Raw genomic sequence first — 16,594 nt, forward strand, 5'->3', positions numbered from 1 at the left:
CCCGCGGCTGCCAACCCCTGTGTCGGTGCGGTCACCCGGGGGCGCTACGCTTCCCCCTCGGCACACATGATCCCCCGTTCACCGCAACGGCGGTCCGGTGCGCCCGTCGCCCGTCCCACGATCGGCACTTGGACTCCGCTACCTCATGTCTTGGTTCGAATCACTCATCCTCGGACTCGTCCAGGGGCTGACCGAGTTCCTTCCCGTCTCCTCCAGTGCGCACCTGCGCCTGACCGCGGCCTTCTCCGGCTGGGAGGACCCGGGCGCGGCCTTCACGGCGATCACGCAGATCGGCACCGAGGCCGCCGTGCTGATCTACTTCCGCAAGGACATCGGGCGGATCATCTCGGCGTGGACGCGCTCGCTCACGAACAAGGAGCTGCGCGGCGATCCGGACGCCCGGATGGGCTGGCTCGTGATCGTCGGCTCCATCCCGATCGGTGTGCTCGGCGTCACGCTGAAGGACCAGATCGAGGGGCCGTTCCGCGATCTGCGGATCACCGCGACGATGCTGATCGGCATGGGCATCGTCCTGGGGGTGGCCGACCGGCTCGCGGCGCGGGACGAGAGCGGCGGCCGGCACCGCGCGCCCAAGCAGCGCAAGGCCCTGGAGGACCTGGGTGTCCGGGACGGCCTGATCTACGGTCTGTGCCAGGCCATGGCGCTCGTCCCGGGCGTCTCCCGCTCCGGCGCCACCATCAGCGGCGGCCTGTTCATGGGCTACAGGCGTGAGGCCGCGGCCCGCTACTCCTTCCTCCTCGCCATCCCCGCCGTCCTGGCCTCCGGCGTGTTCGAGCTGAAGGACGCCACGGAGGGCGGGCACATCTCCTGGGGGCCGACGATCTTCGCCACGATCATCGCCTTCGGCGTCGGTTACGCGGTCATCGCCTGGTTCATGAAGTTCATCTCGACCAAGAGCTTCATGCCCTTCGTCTACTACCGCATCGCCCTCGGCATCCTCATCATCGCCCTGGTCGGCATGGGTGTCCTCAGCCCGCACGCGGGGGAGCCGGCGCACTGACCCGACCGCGTGACCGGACCGTGTGACCCCGGTCTCGTGACCAACCGCATATCGATTCCGTAGCCGTCCGGTAGCGGCCTGTCAGGGGCTGCCCCTAGGCTGGGCGGCATGTCCTCCGATTCCCTGACCCCTGGTTCCGTGCGGCCCGCTGCCCAGGTCAACGAGGAGATCCGTGCGCTGTGGCGGCGCACGGGCGGCACCCTGTCCGCCGAGGAGCGCGCGGAGTACGAGCTGCTGGTCGTCGAATGGGCCACCGCCGTCCGCGCCCACGTCGTCAGGGCGGCCTGACCCCACCGCGTGCGGGGTGCTCAGGCACGCAGCGGCGCCAGCACCTCCTCGTCCACCTCGAACGGCCGCTCCTCGGGCAACAGCCGGGCGGCCGCGTCCAGTTCACCGGCCTTCACCCGGGCGTGCACCTCCGTGGCGAGCGGCGTGACGTCCTCGATCCCGACGATCCACTCGTCGGCGTACCGGGCCGCGGCCTCCCCCGCCAGTCCCAGTTGCAGCGAGCGGTGGGGCAGGGCGGCCAGCCGCAGGTCACGCTCCGGGTCCCACTGCACCCGGGCCGGCGCCTGCCTCAACCGCCGCGCGTAGTCCGCCCGGTCACCGTGCAGCGCGGGCACGTGATGGGTGAGGCACGCGTGCCGCAGCGCCCAGCAGAAGCCCTCCCGGCTGATCTCGACGGCCAGGACGGTCTCCTGCCCCTCCTTGGTGCCCCAGCCGCAGCGGTACATCATCCACAGGAACGAGGGCTTGATCCAGGTCATGCGGTCCCGCTTCCACGACGACGGGAAGCGGCCCGTGCGGGCCGCGGGGCCGCCGATCTCCGGGCGGTAGGCCTGATAGACGGTGAGCGTGGAGTCGGTCTGGCGGGCACGTATCCGGTGGCGCGGTTCTCTTCGGTCGTTCACGCAGGACAGGCTGGCCCCGGCGGCCCGGCCGGGGCCACCGATTATCGCGCGGCGTCCGCCCGCCGCCCTCCTCGTCCGGCACAAGGGTGGCGTTTCCCGGGCGGCCGAGGGCGCCTGCGCCCACCCGGCCCGGCGTCCTGTGTCCTGTGTCCTGTGTCCTAGATCGTCCGCGGGGCGCACACTGGAGGCAGCACGGGGTAGGAGGCGCCCATGAAGACGCTCGGCCACTGGCTCGCCTCCCCCTGGCGGCGTTCGGCCGCCGCGGCGCTCGCGGGCGCCCTGCCCGTCCTGGCCTTCCCCGCCCCGGCCCTGTGGTGGTGGGCGTACGCCGCCCTGGTGCCCTGGCTCCTGCTGCTGCGCACCGCGCCGACGGGCAGGCGGGCGGCCTACGACGGCTGGTGCGGCGGCTTCGGGTTCATGCTGGCCATGCACCACTGGCTGCTGCCGAGCCTGCACGTGTTCACCTTCGTCATCGCCGCCCTGCTCGGCGCCCTGTGGGCCCCGTGGGGGTGGCTCGTGCGCCGTCTGCTGGGCGGCGTGCCCTCGCGCGCCCGGGTCGCGACGGCGCTGCTGGTGCTGCCCTCGGGCTGGCTGGCCGTCGAGCTGGTGCGCTCCTGGCAGGGGCTCGGCGGCCCCTGGGGCATGCTCGGCAGCAGCCAGTGGCAGGTGCAGCCGGCGCTGCGTCTCGCCTCGGTGGGCGGAGTGTGGCTGCTGAGCTTCCTGCTCGTGGGGCTGAACGTGGCCCTCGCCGTCCTCGTCGCGGTCCCCCGGGCGCGGGTGCCCGCCGTGGCCGGGCTGGTCGCCACGGCCGCCGCCACCTCGGCCGCCTGGGCCTTCGCGCCGCGTCCGGCGGTCGACGGCCGGGTGCGGATCGCCGTCGTCCAGCCCGGGGTCGTCGCCGGGGCGGACAGCGCCGACCGCCGCTTCGCGCGTGAGGAGCAGCTCACGCGGCGGCTCGCCGGGCAGGACGTCGACCTGGTCGTCTGGGGCGAGAGCAGCGTGGGCTTCGACCTCGACGACCGGCCCGGCCTGGCGCGGCGGCTGGCCGCCCTGTCCCGCGCGACGGGCGCCGACATCCTGGTCAACGTCGACGCCCGCCGCTCGGACAAGCCCGGCATCTACAAGAGTTCGGTCCTGGTCGGGCCGGACGGTCTCACGGGGCAGCGCTACGACAAGATGCGGCTCGTGCCGTTCGGCGAGTACGTCCCGGCCCGCTCGATGCTCGGCTGGGCCACCTCCGTCGGCAAGGCGGCGGGCGAGGACCGCAGGCGCGGCTCGCAGCCGGTCGTGATGAGCATCGGCGACGGGCTGCGCGTCGGGCCGATGGTGTGCTTCGAGACCGCCTTCCCGGACATGACCCGCCACCTCACCCGGGAGGGCGTCGACGTGCTGGTCGGCCAGTCGTCGACCTCCACGTTCCAGCACAGCTGGGCCCCCGCGCAGCACGCCTCCCTGGCCGCCCTGCGGGCCGCCGAGACCGGCCGGCCCATGGTGCACGCGACCCTCACGGGCGTCTCGGCCGTCTACGGCCCCGACGGACGCCCCGCCGGGTCGCGGCTCGGGACGGACGCCTCCGCGGTCCTGCGCTACTCCGTGCCCCTCGCGCACGGGACGACGCCCTACGTGCGCTTCGGCGACTGGACCGTGTACGCGGCCCTGCTGATCCTCGGCGTCTGGGTCGTCGGGGAGGGGACGCGGACCGTGCGGCTCAGGCGGTCGGCCCCTGGATCGCCCGTACCACCCGTTCGCACAGCTCATGGGTCTGCAGCGCGTCCCTCGCGCTGAGCACCCGGCCCGCCTCGACCGCGTCCAGGAACGCCAGCACCGCCTGCTCGATCCCGCGCTGGCGGGCGACCGGCACCCAGTCCCCGCGGCGCCGCACGGTCGGCTGCCCCTTGTGGTCGACGACCTCGGCCAGATTGACGACCTGCCGTTTGGTGTCCTGCCCGGACACCTCCAGGACCTCCTCGGTGGAGCCGCTGAGCCGGTTCATCACGCCGAGCGCGGTGAAGCCGTCCCCGGCGAGCTGGAGCACCACGTGGTGCAGCAGCCCGTCGCGGACGCGGGCCCGCACCGTGACGTCGTCGACCTCGCCCGGCACGAGGAACCGCAGTGTGTCGACGACGTGGATGAAGTCGTCGAGGATCATCGTGCGCGGTTCCTCCGGCAGCCCGACGCGGTTCTTCTGCATCAGGATCAGCTCGCGCGGATGGTCGGCGCACTGGGTGTAGCCGGGGGCGTGGCGGCGGTTGAAGCCGACGGCCAGACTCACGCCCCGCTCCTCGGCCAGCTCCACCAGCCGGGTGGAGTCGGCGAGTTCGTAGGCGAGCGGCTTGTCGACGTAGGTCGGGACGCCGGCCTCCAGCAGCCGCGTCACGATCTCCGGGTGGGCGTGTGTGGGCGCGTGCACGAAGGCCGCGTCGAGGCCCTCGGCGATCAGGGAGTCGAGGGTGGCGTGCCGCCGCTCCCCCGGTACGCGCAGTTCGTCGCCGACCCGGTCGAGCGTGGCGGGCGTGCGGGTCTGCAGGTGCAGTTCCAGGCCCGCCCGGAAGGCGAGGACCGGAAGGTAGGCCTTGCGCGCGATGTCACCGAGTCCGATGCAGCCGACCTTCACGGGACGCGTCTCCTCCAACGGTTGCCTGCCGGGTCTGCTGGGAAGCATACGGCGGCCGCGGCGGCACCCAGTCGGCGATGCCGTCGAAGCTGCGCACGAACAGGGCGGGCCCGGCGAGCGACAGCAGGCTCATGGCCGTGTCGCGCGCGGCGAGACCGGCCCGGCTGCTCATCAGGCTGAGCCGGGACGTCTTCACTGCCTGGCGGGCGATGGCGGTCGTGCGGGGGCGCCGGGCGGCGGTGTAGGCGGCGAGGTCGTCGCAGTGGTGGGCGAGCACCACGGCGTCCTCCACGGCCTGGTTGCCGCCCTGGCCGAGACTCGGCGGCATGGCGTGCGCGGCGTCGCCGAGCAGCGCCACCCGGCCCCGGTGATAGGCGGGCAGGGGGTCGGCGATGTGGTGGACGTCGTGGCGCAGGACGTCCTCGGGGCGGACCGCGGCCAGCACGGCGGGGATCGGGTCGTGCCAGTCGCCGAACAGGCGCAGCAGTTCCGCCTTCTCGTCGTCCCGGGCCCGTCCGCCGGCGGGGGTGGTGGCCCCGGCGTAGGCGTAGACACGGCCGTCCTTCAGCGGGTGGGTCCCCCACAGACGGCCGGGGCCCCAGGTCTCGTGCGAGGCGAACCGGGCACCGGGCACCGGGATCAGCACCCGCCAGGTCGTCCAGCCCGCGTAGACGGCGCCCGGGTGGTGCGGGAAGAGCGTCCCGCGCACGGCGGACCTGATCCCGTCCGCGCCGACCACCAGGTCGGCCTCGTGCTCGCCGTCCGCGGTCGCCACGCGGGCCGGCCGGTCCGGGCCGCCGCAGTCGGTGAGGGTCGCCGCGGCGTCCGTCCGGACGGACCCGGCCGGGAGCAGGGCGGCCAGGCGCTCGATGAGGGTGGCGCGGGGCAGCAGCACGAGCGGACCGCCGAAGCGCCGGGCGGCCGCCTCGGCGGAGGTGCGGGACAGCCACCGTCCCTTCGGGGTGCGCAGGCCCCCGTCCCCGGACCAGGCCGCGAGGTCGCGGATCTCGTCGCCCAGCCCGATGACGTCCAGTGCGCGCAGGGCGTTGGGCGCGAGGGAGATCGCGGCGCCGACCGGCTCCAGCGACCGGGCGCGCTCCAGCACGGTGACGTGCAGGCCGCGCCGGTGCAGGGCGACCGCGGCCGTCAGCCCTCCGATGCCGCCCCCGACCACGACGGCCCGCCTCGGCTGTGTCATGACTCCTCCAAAGGTGACTACACCTGTAGTGACAGCACCGAGGCTACTACAGGTGTAGTCAGGCGGGTAGCGTGGGGCCATGCCCGCACGCACTCCCGCCTCCTCGCGCACCGCCGCCTCCGCGCGCTCCGACCTGGTCGCCGACACCGCCCTCGCCCTGCTCGCCGAGCGCGGGATGCGCGGACTGACCCACCGGGCGGTCGACGAGACGGCCGGGCTCCCCCAGGGCTCCACCTCGAACCTGGCGCGCACCCGGCAGGCCCTGCTGGAGCTGGCGGTGCGGCGACTGGCGGACCGCGAGGCGAAGGTGCTGGCCCTGCACGAGATGCCCGACCCGGCGTCCGGGCCGCACGCCATGGCCGACGCGCTGGCACTCGCGGCCCACCGCGCGCTCACCGACCACAAGGCCCTGACCCTGGCCCGCTACGAACTGGCCCTGGAGGCCACGCGCCGACCCGAGCTGCGCACCTTCTTCGACGCCACCGGCGCCCGCTTCCGGGACCAGCTGACCGCCCTGGTCACCGCGATGGGCTCGACGGACCCGGACCGGCACGCGCTGTCGCTGATCGCCTGGGCGGACGGGCTGATGTTCAGCTGCGTGGCCGGCTCGTTCGGCGCCCGGGTGCCGAGCCTGGAGGAGGTGCGGGCCGGGGTGCGCGAGCTGCTGACCGGCATGCTGGGCGCCTGAAAACCACGTGTGCCGTCGGGGCGCCTGGGACAGGATGCGTGCATGACCGACGAACGACGGATGCCCGGGACCACTGCCGACGAACGCACCATGCTGGAGGGCTGGCTCGACTTCCACCGGCAGACCCTCGCCTGGAAGTGCGAGGGCCTGAGCGACGAGCAGTTGCGGTCCGCCTCCGTGGAGCCCTCGAACCTCTCCCTGCTGGGCCTGGTCCGGCACATGGCGGACGTGGAGCGAAGCTGGTTCCGGCGCGTGCTGGCGGACGAGGACGCGCCCCCGCTCTTCTTCAGCGAGGCGGACCCGGACGGCGAGTTCCACCTGACCGAGGCGGACACCTGGGAGCGGACCCGGGAGGTCTGGCAGGCGGAGATCGACGCCGCCCGGGCCAACGCGGCCCGGTTCGCCCTGGACGACCTCACCGAGGGCAAGCACCGGCGCACCGGGGAACGGTTCAATCTGCGCTGGCTGTACACCCACATGATCGAGGAGTACGCGCGGCACAACGGCCACGCCGACCTGATCCGCGAACGCATCGACGGCGCCACCGGCGACTGACGGCCCGCCCGTCGCTCGCGACCTTCGGGGGCGCGGGAGATCACTCGTGCGGGGCATCCTGCGCCGGTCCGCCGCCCCACCGGGGTACCCGGGCGCCAGAGTTGCGCGGGTGCACCGAAACACGACCGCAGCGACGCTCCTGCTGACCGTGGCCGCCGCGGCCCTCGCCGGCTGTACGACGGTCGGGCAGCCGCCCGTCCCGGGGCCTTCGGCGCCGCCGCCCACGGCGCCGGGGCCGGAGCCGGAGGGACGCTCGCAGGCTCCGTCCGTCCAGGCTCCGGCGCGCGGGGTCCTGCAACGCATCGACGAATCCGACGGGCCGGAAGCAGCCGCGGCGCCGACCCGCGCGGCACCGCCGCCCCCCGCTGCGGCGCCGGACCGCGTGCGCCCGCCCCGGGGTGTTCCGGCTCCGCGTCCCCGCCCGGAGCGGCCCGGACCGGGCGCACGCGGCCCCCAGCGTCCGCGCACCGGCGCCCCGGACGTCCCGGGGACGGCGGGGAGGGAGGTCCGCGAGCAGGTGCCGGGCGGCTCGGACGTCTGCGCCCTGGGCCGGCGCTACGGGGGCTGGCGCGCGGACAGCCCGGAGGCGACGATCTGCCGGGACACGTACGGCGGCTGACGTCGGCTAAGGCCGCTGTCGCGGCGGCCTCCGGCTGCCCGGGCCGTCCTCGCCGAGCCGCCGCTCCAGCCGGGCGATGGCCGCCCACACCCCGTCGCCGTAACGGTCGTCCGCGAGGGCGACCGCCGCTTCCCTGGCACGAGCCAGGTGGGCCCGGGCGGCGTCGTACCGGCCGAGTCCCAGGTAGTCGTCGGCCAGGTTCAGGTGCAGGGACGGACGGAAGGCGCGTACCGCGAGGCCGTCCGACCGGGAGGACGGCCCCTCGGCGACCTCCTGCGCGGCCGACAACGCCCGCAGGTCCCAGGCGAGTTCGTCGGCCGGGTCGTCCTGCGTGTCGGCCAGGTAGTGGGCGAGGGTGCAGCGGTGCAGCGGGTCCCCCTGCGGGCCGATCTCCGCCCACAGGTCGAGGAACCGGTGCTGCGCCTCCTCCCGGTCGCCCGCGTGGTGCAGCATGACGGCCTGCCCGATCCGGGTCGGCACGGCGTCCGGCACCGTCCGTCCCTGTCGTTCCGCCACGGCACCCTCCGCGCACTCGCCGGCTGTTCCCGCCGACGCTAACCGCAGGCGGGGACGATCCGGCTCAGGCGGCTCCGGACGCACCGGGGTGCATCCCCGGGAGCCGCCGTGCGCGCGGGGCACTCAGCCCAGGTCGGGGATCGTCCAGTCGATCGGCGGGTGCCCCTGGGCGGCGACCGCTTCGTTGATCTGCGTGAAGGGGCGCGAGCCGAAGAACTTCTTCGCCGACAGCGGCGAGGGGTGCGCCCCCTTGACCACCACGTGCCGGGACTCGTCGATCAGGGGCAGCTTCTTCTGCGCGTAGTTGCCCCACAGCACGAACACCGCCGGGTCGGGACGCTCGGCCACCGCGCGGATCACCGCGTCCGTGAACCGCTCCCAGCCCCGGCCCTTGTGCGAGTTGGCCTCGCCGGCGCGGACCGTGAGCACCGCGTTGAGCAGCAGCACGCCCTGCCGCGCCCACGGCATCAGATAGCCGTTGTCCGGGACGGGCGTGCCCAGCTCCTGATGCATCTCCTTGTAGATGTTGCGTAGGGACGGCGGGATCCGCACCCCGGGCCGGACCGAGAAGCACAGCCCGTGGCCCTGGCCCTCGCCGTGGTAGGGGTCCTGGCCGAGGACCAGGACCTTGACCTCCTCGTACGGCGTGGCGTCCAGCGCCGCGAAGACCTCCTCGCGGGGCGGGTAGACGGGACCGTTCGCCCGCTCCTCCTCGACGAACTCCGTCAGCTCCTTGAAGTAGGGCTGCTGCAGTTCGTCGCCCAGAACCCCGCGCCAGGACTCGGGCAGCATGGCGATGTCGGTCACGTCAACGTCCTATCGATGTGCGGTCACTTGCCGCTTCCAGAACCTACCGGCGACCACTGACAACGCGCCCCGCGGGCGTGGGGAGGGGGCGGTCACCAGGCGGTCTTGCGGTGCAGCTCCCACATCGTCATGATCGTCGACGGGTCCAGGGCCCGTTCCGCGCCCGAGACGTCCCGGCTGGCCGCCACGTACTGCCGGCCCTGCCACAGCGGCAGCAGCCGTGCGTCGTCGACGAGGATCTGCTGGGCCGCCTCGAACTCCTTCACCACGTTCGCGCGGTCGCTCTCGCGGCGCGAGCGGGGCAGCAGGTCACCGGTGATCTCGGGCGCCGGGTAGGGCGTGCCGAGGGCGTTCTGCTCGCCGACGAACGGCGCGATGAAGTTCTCGGCGTCCGGGAAGTCGGGGAACCAGCCGCGGCCGAAGACCGGGTACTCGCCCTTCTGGTAGCCCTCGACGTAGGTCTTCCAGGGGCGGCTCTTGAGGGTGATCGTGAACAGGCCGGAGCCGTCGAGCTGGCGCTTGAGCTCCTTGAACTCGGCGGCGGTCTCGGAGCCGTAGCGGTCGCTGGTGTACCAGAAGGTGAGCGGGACGCGCTGGTTGATGCCCGCCTCGCCGAGGATCTTCCGGGCCTTGGCGATGTCGGGGTCGCCGTAGTCGTCGAAGAAGCCCGTGGTGTGGCCCGCGAGACCCTTGGGGACCATCGAGTACAGCGGGTCGACGGTGTCCTTGTAGACCTTGTGGGCGATCGCCGCGCGGTCGACGACCTGGGCGATCGCCTGGCGCACGGCCTTCTTCTCGGCCCAGGGGTCCTTCGGGTTGAACACCAGGTAGCTGATGTCCGTGCCGGTGCCCTCGACGAGCTGGATCTCCTCCTCCTTGGCGCTCTGCAGGTCGACGACGTCACCGGCGGCCAGACCGCGGTACGTCACGTCGATCTTCTTGTCGCGCAGGGCCTCGACCATGGTGCCGGAGTCCTGGAAGTAGCGGACGGTCACGGCGTTGTTGCGGCGCTCGGCGAAGCCCTTGTAGGAGTCGTTGCGGGCGAGGACGGCCTCCTGGCCCTCGTCGTAGGAGTCCAGGGTGTACGGCCCGGAGCCGACGACGTCGTCGCCCTTGCGCAGGCTGTTCTGCGGGTAGGCCTTCGGCGACACGATCGACATCGCCGGGGTGGCGAGCACGAACGGGAAGGTCGCGTCGGGCTTGTTGAGGTGGAAGACCACCTCGCGGTCGTTGGGCGCCTGGACCCGTTCGAGGCTGCCCAGCAGACCGGCCGGACCGCCGTTGACGTTGATCCGGCGGATGCGGTCGAAGGAGTACTTGACGGCCTGGGCGTCCAGGGCGTCCCCGTTGGAGAACGCCAGGCCCTCGCGCAGTTCGCAGCGGTAGACCTGGTTCGAGGAGTCGCTGAACCCGCACTGCTCGGCGGCGTCCGGCTGGGGCTCGGTCGCGCCGGTGGGGTAGCTCAGCAGCGTCTGGTAGATGTTGCGGAACAGCTCCCAGGAACTGTCCCAGGACGCAGCGGGATCGAGCGTGCTGGGGGCGCTGGTGGTGCCCACGACGATGGGTCCTTCGTCCTCCGGTGCGTCGGACGACAGCACCCCGCATCCGGCGACCAGGGACGATATGGACGCGATGGCCGCCACCCGCCGCAGGCATCGATTCCGGTTGAACACGCGCACGCTCCTCGATCTGCCATACCAAGGGTCGGCAGACCATACCGCAGTGCCGCGCCCGCTGACCCTCCTCGGAACACTGCTTCTTGATCGGTAAACCTATGACGACGTTGTCAGTCCGTTTTGCGCCTGTTCCACGGCTGGTTCACGTCCCCCGCACAGGGGTACGGGCGCCCCCCGCGGTGGAGGGGCGCCCGTGCCGGACCGTGGGAGGCCGGATCAGCCGGTGCCCGCGTTGAGGAAGATGCCGCCGTCCACCACGAGCGTCTGGCCGGTGACCCAGTCGGACTGCTCGGAGGTGAGGAACGCCGCGGCGCCCCCGATGTCGGAGGGCACGCCGAGCCGCCCGAGCGGGTAGGCCGCGGCGGCCTCCTCCTCGCGACCCTCGTACAGGGCCTGGGCGAACTTGGTCTTCACGACGGCCGGAGCGATGGCGTTGACCCGCACCCCGGGGGCGAACTCGTGCGCCAGCTGCACCGTCAGGTTGATCATCGCCGCCTTGCTGACGCCGTACGCGCCGATGAAGGGGGAGGGCGACAGGCCCGCGACGGAGGCGATGTTGACGATCGCGCCGCCGTTGTCCTTCTGCCAGGCGTGCCAGGTGCGCTGGGCGAAGCCGAGGGCGGAGACGACGTTGGTCTCGAAGACCTTGCGGGCGACGTTCAGGTCGAGGTCGGCGATCGGGCCGAACACCGGGTTGGTCCCGGCGTTGTTGACGAGGAAGTCGACCCGGCCGAAGGCCTCCATCGTGCGCTCGACGGCGACGGCCTGGTGGGCCTCGTCGTGCGCCTTGCCGGCGACGTAGATCGCGCGGTCGGCGCCGAGCTGCTCGACGGCCTCCTTCAGGGCGTCCTCGTTGCGGCCCGTGATGCAGACGCGGTCGCCGCGGGCGACCAGGGCCTCGGCGACGCCGTAGCCGATGCCGCGGCTGGCGCCCGTGACGAGGGCGACCTTGCCGGAGAGTTCCGTGGATGTCATGTTCTCGGTCCTTTAGTCGAGCGGCCCGCCGGCCACGTACAGCACCTGGCCGGAGACGAACCCGGCGGCCTCGCCCGTGAAGAAGGCGATGGCGTTGGCGATGTCCTCGGGCTCACCGACGCGGGCCACCGGGATCTGGGTGGCGGCGGCCGCCTTGAAGTCCTCGAAGCCCATGCCGACCCGCTCGGCGGTGGCCTTGGTCATCTCGGTGGCGATGAAGCCGGGGGCGACGGCGTTGGCGGTGACGCCGAACTTGCCGAGCTCCTTGGCGAGCGTCTTGGTGAAGCCCTGCAGACCGGCCTTGGCCGCCGAGTAGTTCACCTGGCCGCGGTTGCCCAGCGCCGAGGACGACGACAGATTGACGATGCGGCCGAAGCCCGCGTCCACCATGTGCTTCTGGCACGCCTTGGCCATCAGGAAGGCACCGCGCAGGTGCACGTTCATGACGGTGTCCCAGTCGGAGACGCTCATCTTGAACAGCAGGTTGTCGCGCAGCACGCCCGCGTTGTTGACCAGGATCGTCGGCGCGCCGAGCTCCTCGGCGATCCGGGCGACGGCGGCCTCGACCTGGGCCTCGTCGGAGACGTCGCAGCCGACCGCGAGGGCCCTGCCCCCGGCGGCGGTGATCTTCTCGACGGTGTCCTTGCAGGCGGCCTCGTCGAGGTCGAGGACGGCGACCGCGCGCCCCTCGGCGGCCAGTCGTACGGCGGCGGCGGCACCGATCCCGCGCGCTGCACCGGTGACGACGGCGACCCGCTGCTCAGTGGTGGACATGACTGGTTTCTCCTCAGGTGAGCGACCGCTTAGTACCTTCAGTGGATGTGACGCTAGAAGCCCTGGCACGCGGTGTCAACGGCCGGACCGGCCATGTGATCCATCCCCCGTGGCCCGCACGTCGGCGGCGGGTGCGCAAACACCCGATCGGCCCAGGGCCGCGGGCCGCCCCCGCCGGTCGCCCCTAGCGTCGAAGGGGCCACCCGTGGCCCGAAAGGAGACGCCCCATGCGCCGTCGCACCGGTGTTCTCGGCACGCTGCTGGCGATCGCCGCGATCGCGTCACCCGCCGTCCCCGCGCACGCCCAGACCGACCGGGACTGCCGGGACTTCGCCTTCCAGGAGGACGCGCAGGCCGTCTTCGACGCGGACCGCAGCGACCCGAACCGGCTCGACGAGGACCAGGGCCCCGACGACGGCATCGCGTGCGAGGCACTGCCGCGCCGGGGCGGGACGGGCATCATCGACCCCGTCACCCCGCCGGCCACCCCCGCGCCGGCCACCTCCCGGCCGGTCACTCCGTCACCAGCGACCACCCGGCCGGTCACCCCGTCACCGGCGACCACCCGACCGGTCATCCCCACCGCCATCCCCACCGCCACCGCCGCACCGTCGCAGGGCGTGCGCGGCGGGCTCGGGGGCACCGCGAGCGACGGTCCGAGCGGCTGGGAGATCGGTGTCGGCCTGGCCTTCGCCGGCGGCGCCACGGTCGTGGCCGGGTACCTGCTGCGGCGCCGGCGGGCCTGACGGGCCCGACCGGCCCTCACTTCACCAGCAGGTCCAGCAGCCGCGCGAGTTCCGCCGCCGGGTCCCGGGTGAGGCCCGTGTGCACGGGGCCCGGCTGGACGATCGTCGAGCGGGGGGCGACCAGCCAGCGGAAGCGGCGGCCGGGGTCGTCGGCCGCCGCCTGACCGGCCGCGGCACCGCCGGTGCAGACGCCCTCGACGGCCGCGAGGGCCGCGCGGACGCCGGCGACGTCCGCCTCGGGGTCGAGAGCCAGCAGGCGCGCCTCGTCGAGGTGGGTGAGCGCGCCGACGTAGCCGGCGGCGCGGCAGTAGACGAGGACGCCCGCGTTGATGCACTCGCCGCGTTCGACCCGCGGGACGACGCGCAGCAGGGCGTACTCGTAGACCTGGCGGTCGCGCGGGCCGCCCCTGATGATGTGCCGGTCGGTCACGTGAGCCCCTGGATGCGGTCGTGGATGACGGCGGCCCGGGCGAGCAGCGGCCGCGCGTAGGCCTGCCGCAGCTCGTCCGGCGTGCCGAAGCCGGGCTCGTCGGCGAGCCAGGCCCCGGGGATCTGCGCGGTGACGTCGGCGAGCAGTTCCTCGGTGACCTGCGGCGCCAACTCGGCGGCGGCCGCGGCGACATCGGGGGCGAACCGCGCGAGCGCGTGGTCGGCGGCGTCGTACGGGCGGGCCGCGGAGGCCTCCACGCCGGGCCAGTTGTGGTGCCAGATCATGGTCGCGCCGTGGTCGACGAGCCACAGTTCGCCGTGCCACATCAGCAGGTTGGGGTTGCGCCAGGACCGGTCGACGTTGTTGACGAGCGCGTCGAACCACACGACGCGCCCGGCCTCGCGCGGGTCCACGTGGAACGCCAGCGGGTCGAAGCCGAGCGCGCCGGACAGGAAGTCCATGCCGAGATTGGTGCCGCCGCTGGACCTGAGCAGGCTCTGCACCTCCTGGTCGGGTTCCCCGAGCCCCAGGTCCGCGTCGAGGTCGACGGTGACCAGGCGCGGGACCCTCAGACCCAGCCGGCGCGCCAGTTCCCCGCAGACGACCTCCGCGACGAGCGTCTTGCGCCCCTGTCCCGCGCCGGTGAACTTCAGCACGTAGCGGCCGAGGTCGTCGGCCTCGACCAGGCCCGGCAGCGAACCGCCCTCGCGCAGGGGCGCGATGAACCGGGTCGCGATCACTTCCTTGAGCATCGCCCCAGGTTACTGACGCGGGAGCGGGCAGCGGCGGCGGCCCTGCGGTGCCGGGCCGGAACCCGACAGCGAACCGACAGCTTGCCTTTACCCGCGCCCTGCCGCCCGCGGGCCAGGATTTCGGTGGTCTCTGAACAGCCGGTCCCCGAGGGCCGTACCTCTGCGCAGATCACGAATCCCCGGAAGGAACGTCAGCATGACCAGCGAATCAGTTCAGCCGGTGCCGGGCCCGAACCGCCGTGCCGTCGTGGCGGCGGCCGGTGCGGCGGGGCTCGCCGTGGCGCTGACGGCGTGCGGCTCGGACGACAAGGCGTCCGGTCCGTCGACCGGACAGGGCGCGGCGGACGGCGGCGCGACGAGCGAGGGCGGCGGCGCGTCGGCCGGGGCCGGGGGCGGCGCGGCGCTCGCCAAGACCTCCGACATCCCGGAGGGCGGCGGCAAGATCTTCAAGGACGAGAAGGTCGTGGTGTCCCAGCCGGCGGCGGGCGACTACAAGGCGTTCTCGACGATCTGCACCCACCGCAACTGCCCGATGGTGGATCTCGAGGGCGACACCATCTCCTGCACCTGCCACGGCAGTCGGTTCTCGGTCCTGGACGGCAGCGTGCAGAAGGGCCCGGCGGTCGACCCGCTTCCGGCCAGGAAGGTCACCGTGGACGGCGACTCGATCAGGCTGGCCTGAGTTCGCCGGCTTCCCTTGCCTGCCCGGCGATCGTCGCGGGAACGCCCGCACGGGCGTTCCCGCGACGATCCGCCGCGCCCCGGCGCGCCACTCCGCGCGGGCGCCCCTTGCCCCCGGACGAACCGGCACCCATCCTTCTCCGACGTGATGGCAGAGGATCACCTCTGCCACGACGCGGGAGAAAGAGGGGGAGCATGACCGCCACACAGCAGCGCCGGGGCCGGAAGATCATGATGACGCCGGGCGAGCTGGACGCGTTCCTCACCGCACAGCGCACCTGCCGGGTCGCCACGGTGTCGGCGGACGGCGCTCCGCACGTGAGCACGCTGTGGTTCGCCTGGGACGGCACGTCGATCTGGCTGTACTCGGTGGTGCGCAGCAAGCGGTGGGCGGATCTGCGCCGCGATCCGCGCGTGGCGATCGTGATCGACACGGGCGAGGAGTACGACGAACTGCGCGGGGCGGAGCTCTCGGGCACCGTCGAGTTCGTGGGCGAGATCCCGCGCACGGGTGAGCTGTGCGCGGAACTCGACGTGCCCGAGACGCTGTTCGCGCGGAAGAACTTCGGGCTGGAGGAGATGCCCCACGACGGCCGGCACGCCTGGCTGCGGCTGACCCCGGCCAAGATCGTGTCCTGGGACTTCCGCAAGCTCGGCGCGCACTAGCGCCCGGCCGGCCGGGCGACGCTCTCCCCCGCCGCGCGCAGCGCCGACACGGCCGCCCGGATCGACGGGCGGCGGTCGGCGTCCGCGCGCCAGACGACGTAGACGTGCCGCCGCACGCGCTGCTTGAGGGGGGCGGTGACGACCCCGTCGGGCACCGGGTGGCGGCCCAGCAGGGGGGCGATGCACACGCCGAGACCGGCGGCGACCAGGGCGAGTTGGGTGTGGTGTTCGGCGGCGCGGTGGCCGACGATCGGCTCGACGCCCTTGGAGCGGAGCGTGAACATCAGCCACTCGTGGCAGAACTCGCCCTCGCCCCAGGTGATCCACTCGTCGTCGGCGAACTCGGCGAGGTCCACCTCCGCCCGCCCGGCGAGCGGGTGGGCCGCCGGCATGGCGACCTCGGCCGGGTCGTCCAGGATCGACGCCTTGACCAGTCCGTCGGGCAGCGCCATCGGCTTGTTGTACCAGTCGAGGACCACGGCGAGGTCGAGGTCGCCGCGGACCACCCCGGCGATGCCCTGCTCCGGTTCCAGCTCGCGCGAGCGCAGCCGCAGCGCGGGGTGCTGCTCGCGCAGCGCGGACAGGGCGTGCGGGAACAGTCCGCGCGCGGCGGTGGGGAAGGCGGCCAGCCTCAGCTCGCCCACGACCTGCCCGCGCTGTGCCTCCAGGTCGGACTGGGCGAGTTCGACCTGGGAGAGGATGCGCGCGGCGTGCTCGGCGAGCAGCCGGCCCGCGTCGGTGAGCCGCACGCCCCGGCCGTTCTTGGCGAGCAGCTGCTGGCCGACCTCCCGCTCCAGCTTCGCCATCTGCTGCGAGACGGCGGACGTCGTGATGTGCAGCCCTTCGGCGGCGCCGCTGACCGAGCCGTGACGGGCGAGGGCGTCGAGGGTCCGCAGGCGCTCCAGGTTCAACATGTAAGGGATGCTACGCAATATCGCGTGCGAATTCTCGCTTGTGCTACGAAG

At 73.2% G+C, this 16,594-nt stretch carries 19 protein-coding genes; 8 read left to right on the top strand and 11 right to left on the bottom strand.

The window, feature by feature from the left end:
- Positions 1-145: 145 nt before the first annotated feature.
- Together ACZ6ZN_RS25575 and ACZ6ZN_RS25580 are read left to right on the top strand one after the other, a co-directional pair.
- Positions 146-1,021, top strand: coding sequence for an undecaprenyl-diphosphate phosphatase (locus ACZ6ZN_RS25575; protein WP_398108647.1), 876 nt, complete (start codon positions 146-148; stop codon positions 1,019-1,021).
- Positions 1,022-1,129: 108 nt separating this feature from the next.
- Positions 1,130-1,309 carry a hypothetical protein gene (locus ACZ6ZN_RS25580; protein WP_469649770.1) on the top strand — a complete coding sequence of 60 codons (180 nt, stop codon included), beginning with the start codon at positions 1,130-1,132 and terminating at the stop codon, positions 1,307-1,309.
- A gap of 20 nt (positions 1,310-1,329) precedes the next feature.
- Here the strand turns inward: ACZ6ZN_RS25580 and ACZ6ZN_RS25585 are convergent, their stop codons facing one another.
- The gene (locus tag ACZ6ZN_RS25585; RefSeq protein ID WP_469649771.1) at positions 1,330-1,932 is read right to left on the bottom strand and encodes a DUF4291 domain-containing protein; all 603 of its coding nucleotides are present in this window, start codon (positions 1,930-1,932) and stop codon (positions 1,330-1,332) included.
- 210 nt (positions 1,933-2,142) lie between these two features.
- On the opposite strand from ACZ6ZN_RS25585, the gene lnt reads away from it, so the two are divergent.
- Positions 2,143-3,717 (top strand): apolipoprotein N-acyltransferase, encoded by a 1,575-nt coding sequence (lnt, locus tag ACZ6ZN_RS25590; protein WP_451878322.1) that lies wholly within the window; start codon positions 2,143-2,145, stop codon positions 3,715-3,717.
- On the opposite strand, the gene ACZ6ZN_RS25595 is transcribed toward lnt, so the two are convergent.
- Together ACZ6ZN_RS25595 and ACZ6ZN_RS25600 are read right to left on the bottom strand one after the other, a co-directional pair.
- A complete protein-coding gene (locus ACZ6ZN_RS25595; protein ID WP_451878321.1) occupies positions 3,641-4,546 on the bottom strand; it encodes a Gfo/Idh/MocA family protein in 906 nt (301 codons plus the stop codon). The genes lnt and ACZ6ZN_RS25595 overlap by 77 nt on opposite strands.
- Positions 4,518-5,744, bottom strand: coding sequence for an FAD-dependent monooxygenase (locus tag ACZ6ZN_RS25600; RefSeq protein WP_451878320.1), 1,227 nt, complete (start codon positions 5,742-5,744; stop codon positions 4,518-4,520). The genes ACZ6ZN_RS25595 and ACZ6ZN_RS25600 overlap by 29 nt, the downstream gene beginning before the upstream one ends.
- Positions 5,745-5,823: 79 nt before the next feature.
- Between ACZ6ZN_RS25600 and ACZ6ZN_RS25605 the strand changes: the two genes are divergently transcribed.
- Together ACZ6ZN_RS25605 and ACZ6ZN_RS25610 are read left to right on the top strand one after the other, a co-directional pair.
- The gene (locus ACZ6ZN_RS25605; RefSeq protein WP_451878319.1) at positions 5,824-6,432 is read left to right on the top strand and encodes a TetR/AcrR family transcriptional regulator; all 609 of its coding nucleotides are present in this window, start codon (positions 5,824-5,826) and stop codon (positions 6,430-6,432) included.
- 42 nt (positions 6,433-6,474) lie between these two features.
- Positions 6,475-6,987 (top strand): DinB family protein, encoded by a 513-nt coding sequence (locus ACZ6ZN_RS25610; protein WP_451878318.1) that lies wholly within the window; start codon positions 6,475-6,477, stop codon positions 6,985-6,987.
- A 625-nt stretch (positions 6,988-7,612) separates the two neighbouring features.
- Here the strand turns inward: ACZ6ZN_RS25610 and ACZ6ZN_RS25615 are convergent.
- The 5 genes from ACZ6ZN_RS25615 to fabG form a co-directional block, all read right to left on the bottom strand.
- Complete coding sequence (locus tag ACZ6ZN_RS25615; RefSeq protein ID WP_451878317.1) at positions 7,613-8,122, bottom strand: hypothetical protein; 510 nt, start codon at positions 8,120-8,122, stop codon at positions 7,613-7,615.
- A 123-nt stretch (positions 8,123-8,245) separates the two neighbouring features.
- Positions 8,246-8,929, bottom strand: a complete 684-nt coding sequence (gene ung / locus ACZ6ZN_RS25620; protein WP_398108657.1) for a uracil-DNA glycosylase — start codon at positions 8,927-8,929, stop codon at positions 8,246-8,248.
- A 92-nt stretch (positions 8,930-9,021) separates the two neighbouring features.
- Complete coding sequence (locus ACZ6ZN_RS25625; protein WP_451878316.1) at positions 9,022-10,602, bottom strand: ABC transporter substrate-binding protein; 1,581 nt, start codon at positions 10,600-10,602, stop codon at positions 9,022-9,024.
- A gap of 219 nt (positions 10,603-10,821) precedes the next feature.
- Positions 10,822-11,580 (bottom strand): SDR family oxidoreductase, encoded by a 759-nt coding sequence (locus tag ACZ6ZN_RS25630; RefSeq protein WP_451878315.1) that lies wholly within the window; start codon positions 11,578-11,580, stop codon positions 10,822-10,824.
- Positions 11,581-11,592: 12 nt separating this feature from the next.
- Positions 11,593-12,354 (bottom strand): 3-oxoacyl-ACP reductase FabG, encoded by a 762-nt coding sequence (fabG, locus tag ACZ6ZN_RS25635; protein ID WP_398108660.1) that lies wholly within the window; start codon positions 12,352-12,354, stop codon positions 11,593-11,595.
- A 227-nt stretch (positions 12,355-12,581) separates the two neighbouring features.
- Here fabG and ACZ6ZN_RS25640 point away from each other — a divergent pair, with 227 nt between their 5' ends.
- The gene (locus ACZ6ZN_RS25640; protein ID WP_469649779.1) at positions 12,582-13,100 is read left to right on the top strand and encodes an excalibur calcium-binding protein; all 519 of its coding nucleotides are present in this window, start codon (positions 12,582-12,584) and stop codon (positions 13,098-13,100) included.
- 16 nt (positions 13,101-13,116) lie between these two features.
- On the opposite strand, the gene ACZ6ZN_RS25645 is transcribed toward ACZ6ZN_RS25640, so the two are convergent.
- Positions 13,117-13,530, bottom strand: a complete 414-nt coding sequence (locus ACZ6ZN_RS25645; RefSeq protein WP_398108662.1) for a DUF3037 domain-containing protein — start codon at positions 13,528-13,530, stop codon at positions 13,117-13,119.
- The gene (locus ACZ6ZN_RS25650; protein ID WP_451878312.1) at positions 13,527-14,282 is read right to left on the bottom strand and encodes a HipA family kinase; all 756 of its coding nucleotides are present in this window, start codon (positions 14,280-14,282) and stop codon (positions 13,527-13,529) included. The genes ACZ6ZN_RS25645 and ACZ6ZN_RS25650 overlap by 4 nt, the downstream gene beginning before the upstream one ends.
- Positions 14,283-14,478: 196 nt before the next feature.
- On the opposite strand from ACZ6ZN_RS25650, the gene ACZ6ZN_RS25655 reads away from it, so the two are divergent.
- Both ACZ6ZN_RS25655 and ACZ6ZN_RS25660 read left to right on the top strand, forming a co-directional pair.
- Entirely contained in the window at positions 14,479-14,964 is a 486-nt protein-coding gene (locus ACZ6ZN_RS25655; RefSeq protein WP_469649782.1) for a Rieske (2Fe-2S) protein, read from the top strand.
- A 194-nt stretch (positions 14,965-15,158) separates the two neighbouring features.
- Positions 15,159-15,629 (top strand): pyridoxamine 5'-phosphate oxidase family protein, encoded by a 471-nt coding sequence (locus tag ACZ6ZN_RS25660; RefSeq protein ID WP_469649785.1) that lies wholly within the window; start codon positions 15,159-15,161, stop codon positions 15,627-15,629.
- On the opposite strand, the gene ACZ6ZN_RS25665 is transcribed toward ACZ6ZN_RS25660, so the two are convergent.
- Positions 15,626-16,543 carry a LysR family transcriptional regulator gene (locus tag ACZ6ZN_RS25665; protein WP_469649787.1) on the bottom strand — a complete coding sequence of 306 codons (918 nt, stop codon included), beginning with the start codon at positions 16,541-16,543 and terminating at the stop codon, positions 15,626-15,628. The two genes, ACZ6ZN_RS25660 and ACZ6ZN_RS25665, sit on opposite strands and share 4 nt — an antisense overlap.
- Positions 16,544-16,594 lie beyond the last annotated feature (51 nt).

It is taken from the genome of Streptomyces sp. NPDC053665 (genome assembly GCF_055585285.1).

Excerpts from the sequence above, each read along its gene's own strand:
- ACZ6ZN_RS25575 (WP_398108647.1), top strand. The coding sequence starts at position 146 with ATGTCTTGGTTCGAATCACTCATCCTCGGACTCGTCCAGGGGCTGACC.
- ACZ6ZN_RS25580 (WP_469649770.1), top strand. The coding sequence starts at position 1,130 with ATGTCCTCCGATTCCCTGACCCCTGGTTCCGTGCGGCCCGCTGCCCAG.
- lnt (WP_451878322.1), top strand. The coding sequence starts at position 2,143 with ATGAAGACGCTCGGCCACTGGCTCGCCTCCCCCTGGCGGCGTTCGGCC.
- ACZ6ZN_RS25600 (WP_451878320.1), bottom strand. The coding sequence starts at position 5,744 with ATGACACAGCCGAGGCGGGCCGTCGTGGTCGGGGGCGGCATCGGAGGG.
- ACZ6ZN_RS25605 (WP_451878319.1), top strand. The coding sequence starts at position 5,824 with ATGCCCGCACGCACTCCCGCCTCCTCGCGCACCGCCGCCTCCGCGCGC.
- ACZ6ZN_RS25610 (WP_451878318.1), top strand. The coding sequence starts at position 6,475 with ATGACCGACGAACGACGGATGCCCGGGACCACTGCCGACGAACGCACC.
- ACZ6ZN_RS25630 (WP_451878315.1), bottom strand. The coding sequence starts at position 11,580 with ATGACATCCACGGAACTCTCCGGCAAGGTCGCCCTCGTCACGGGCGCC.
- fabG (WP_398108660.1), bottom strand. The coding sequence starts at position 12,354 with ATGTCCACCACTGAGCAGCGGGTCGCCGTCGTCACCGGTGCAGCGCGC.
- ACZ6ZN_RS25640 (WP_469649779.1), top strand. The coding sequence starts at position 12,582 with ATGCGCCGTCGCACCGGTGTTCTCGGCACGCTGCTGGCGATCGCCGCG.
- ACZ6ZN_RS25650 (WP_451878312.1), bottom strand. The coding sequence starts at position 14,282 with ATGCTCAAGGAAGTGATCGCGACCCGGTTCATCGCGCCCCTGCGCGAG.
- ACZ6ZN_RS25655 (WP_469649782.1), top strand. The coding sequence starts at position 14,479 with ATGACCAGCGAATCAGTTCAGCCGGTGCCGGGCCCGAACCGCCGTGCC.
- ACZ6ZN_RS25660 (WP_469649785.1), top strand. The coding sequence starts at position 15,159 with ATGACCGCCACACAGCAGCGCCGGGGCCGGAAGATCATGATGACGCCG.
- ACZ6ZN_RS25665 (WP_469649787.1), bottom strand. The coding sequence starts at position 16,543 with ATGTTGAACCTGGAGCGCCTGCGGACCCTCGACGCCCTCGCCCGTCAC.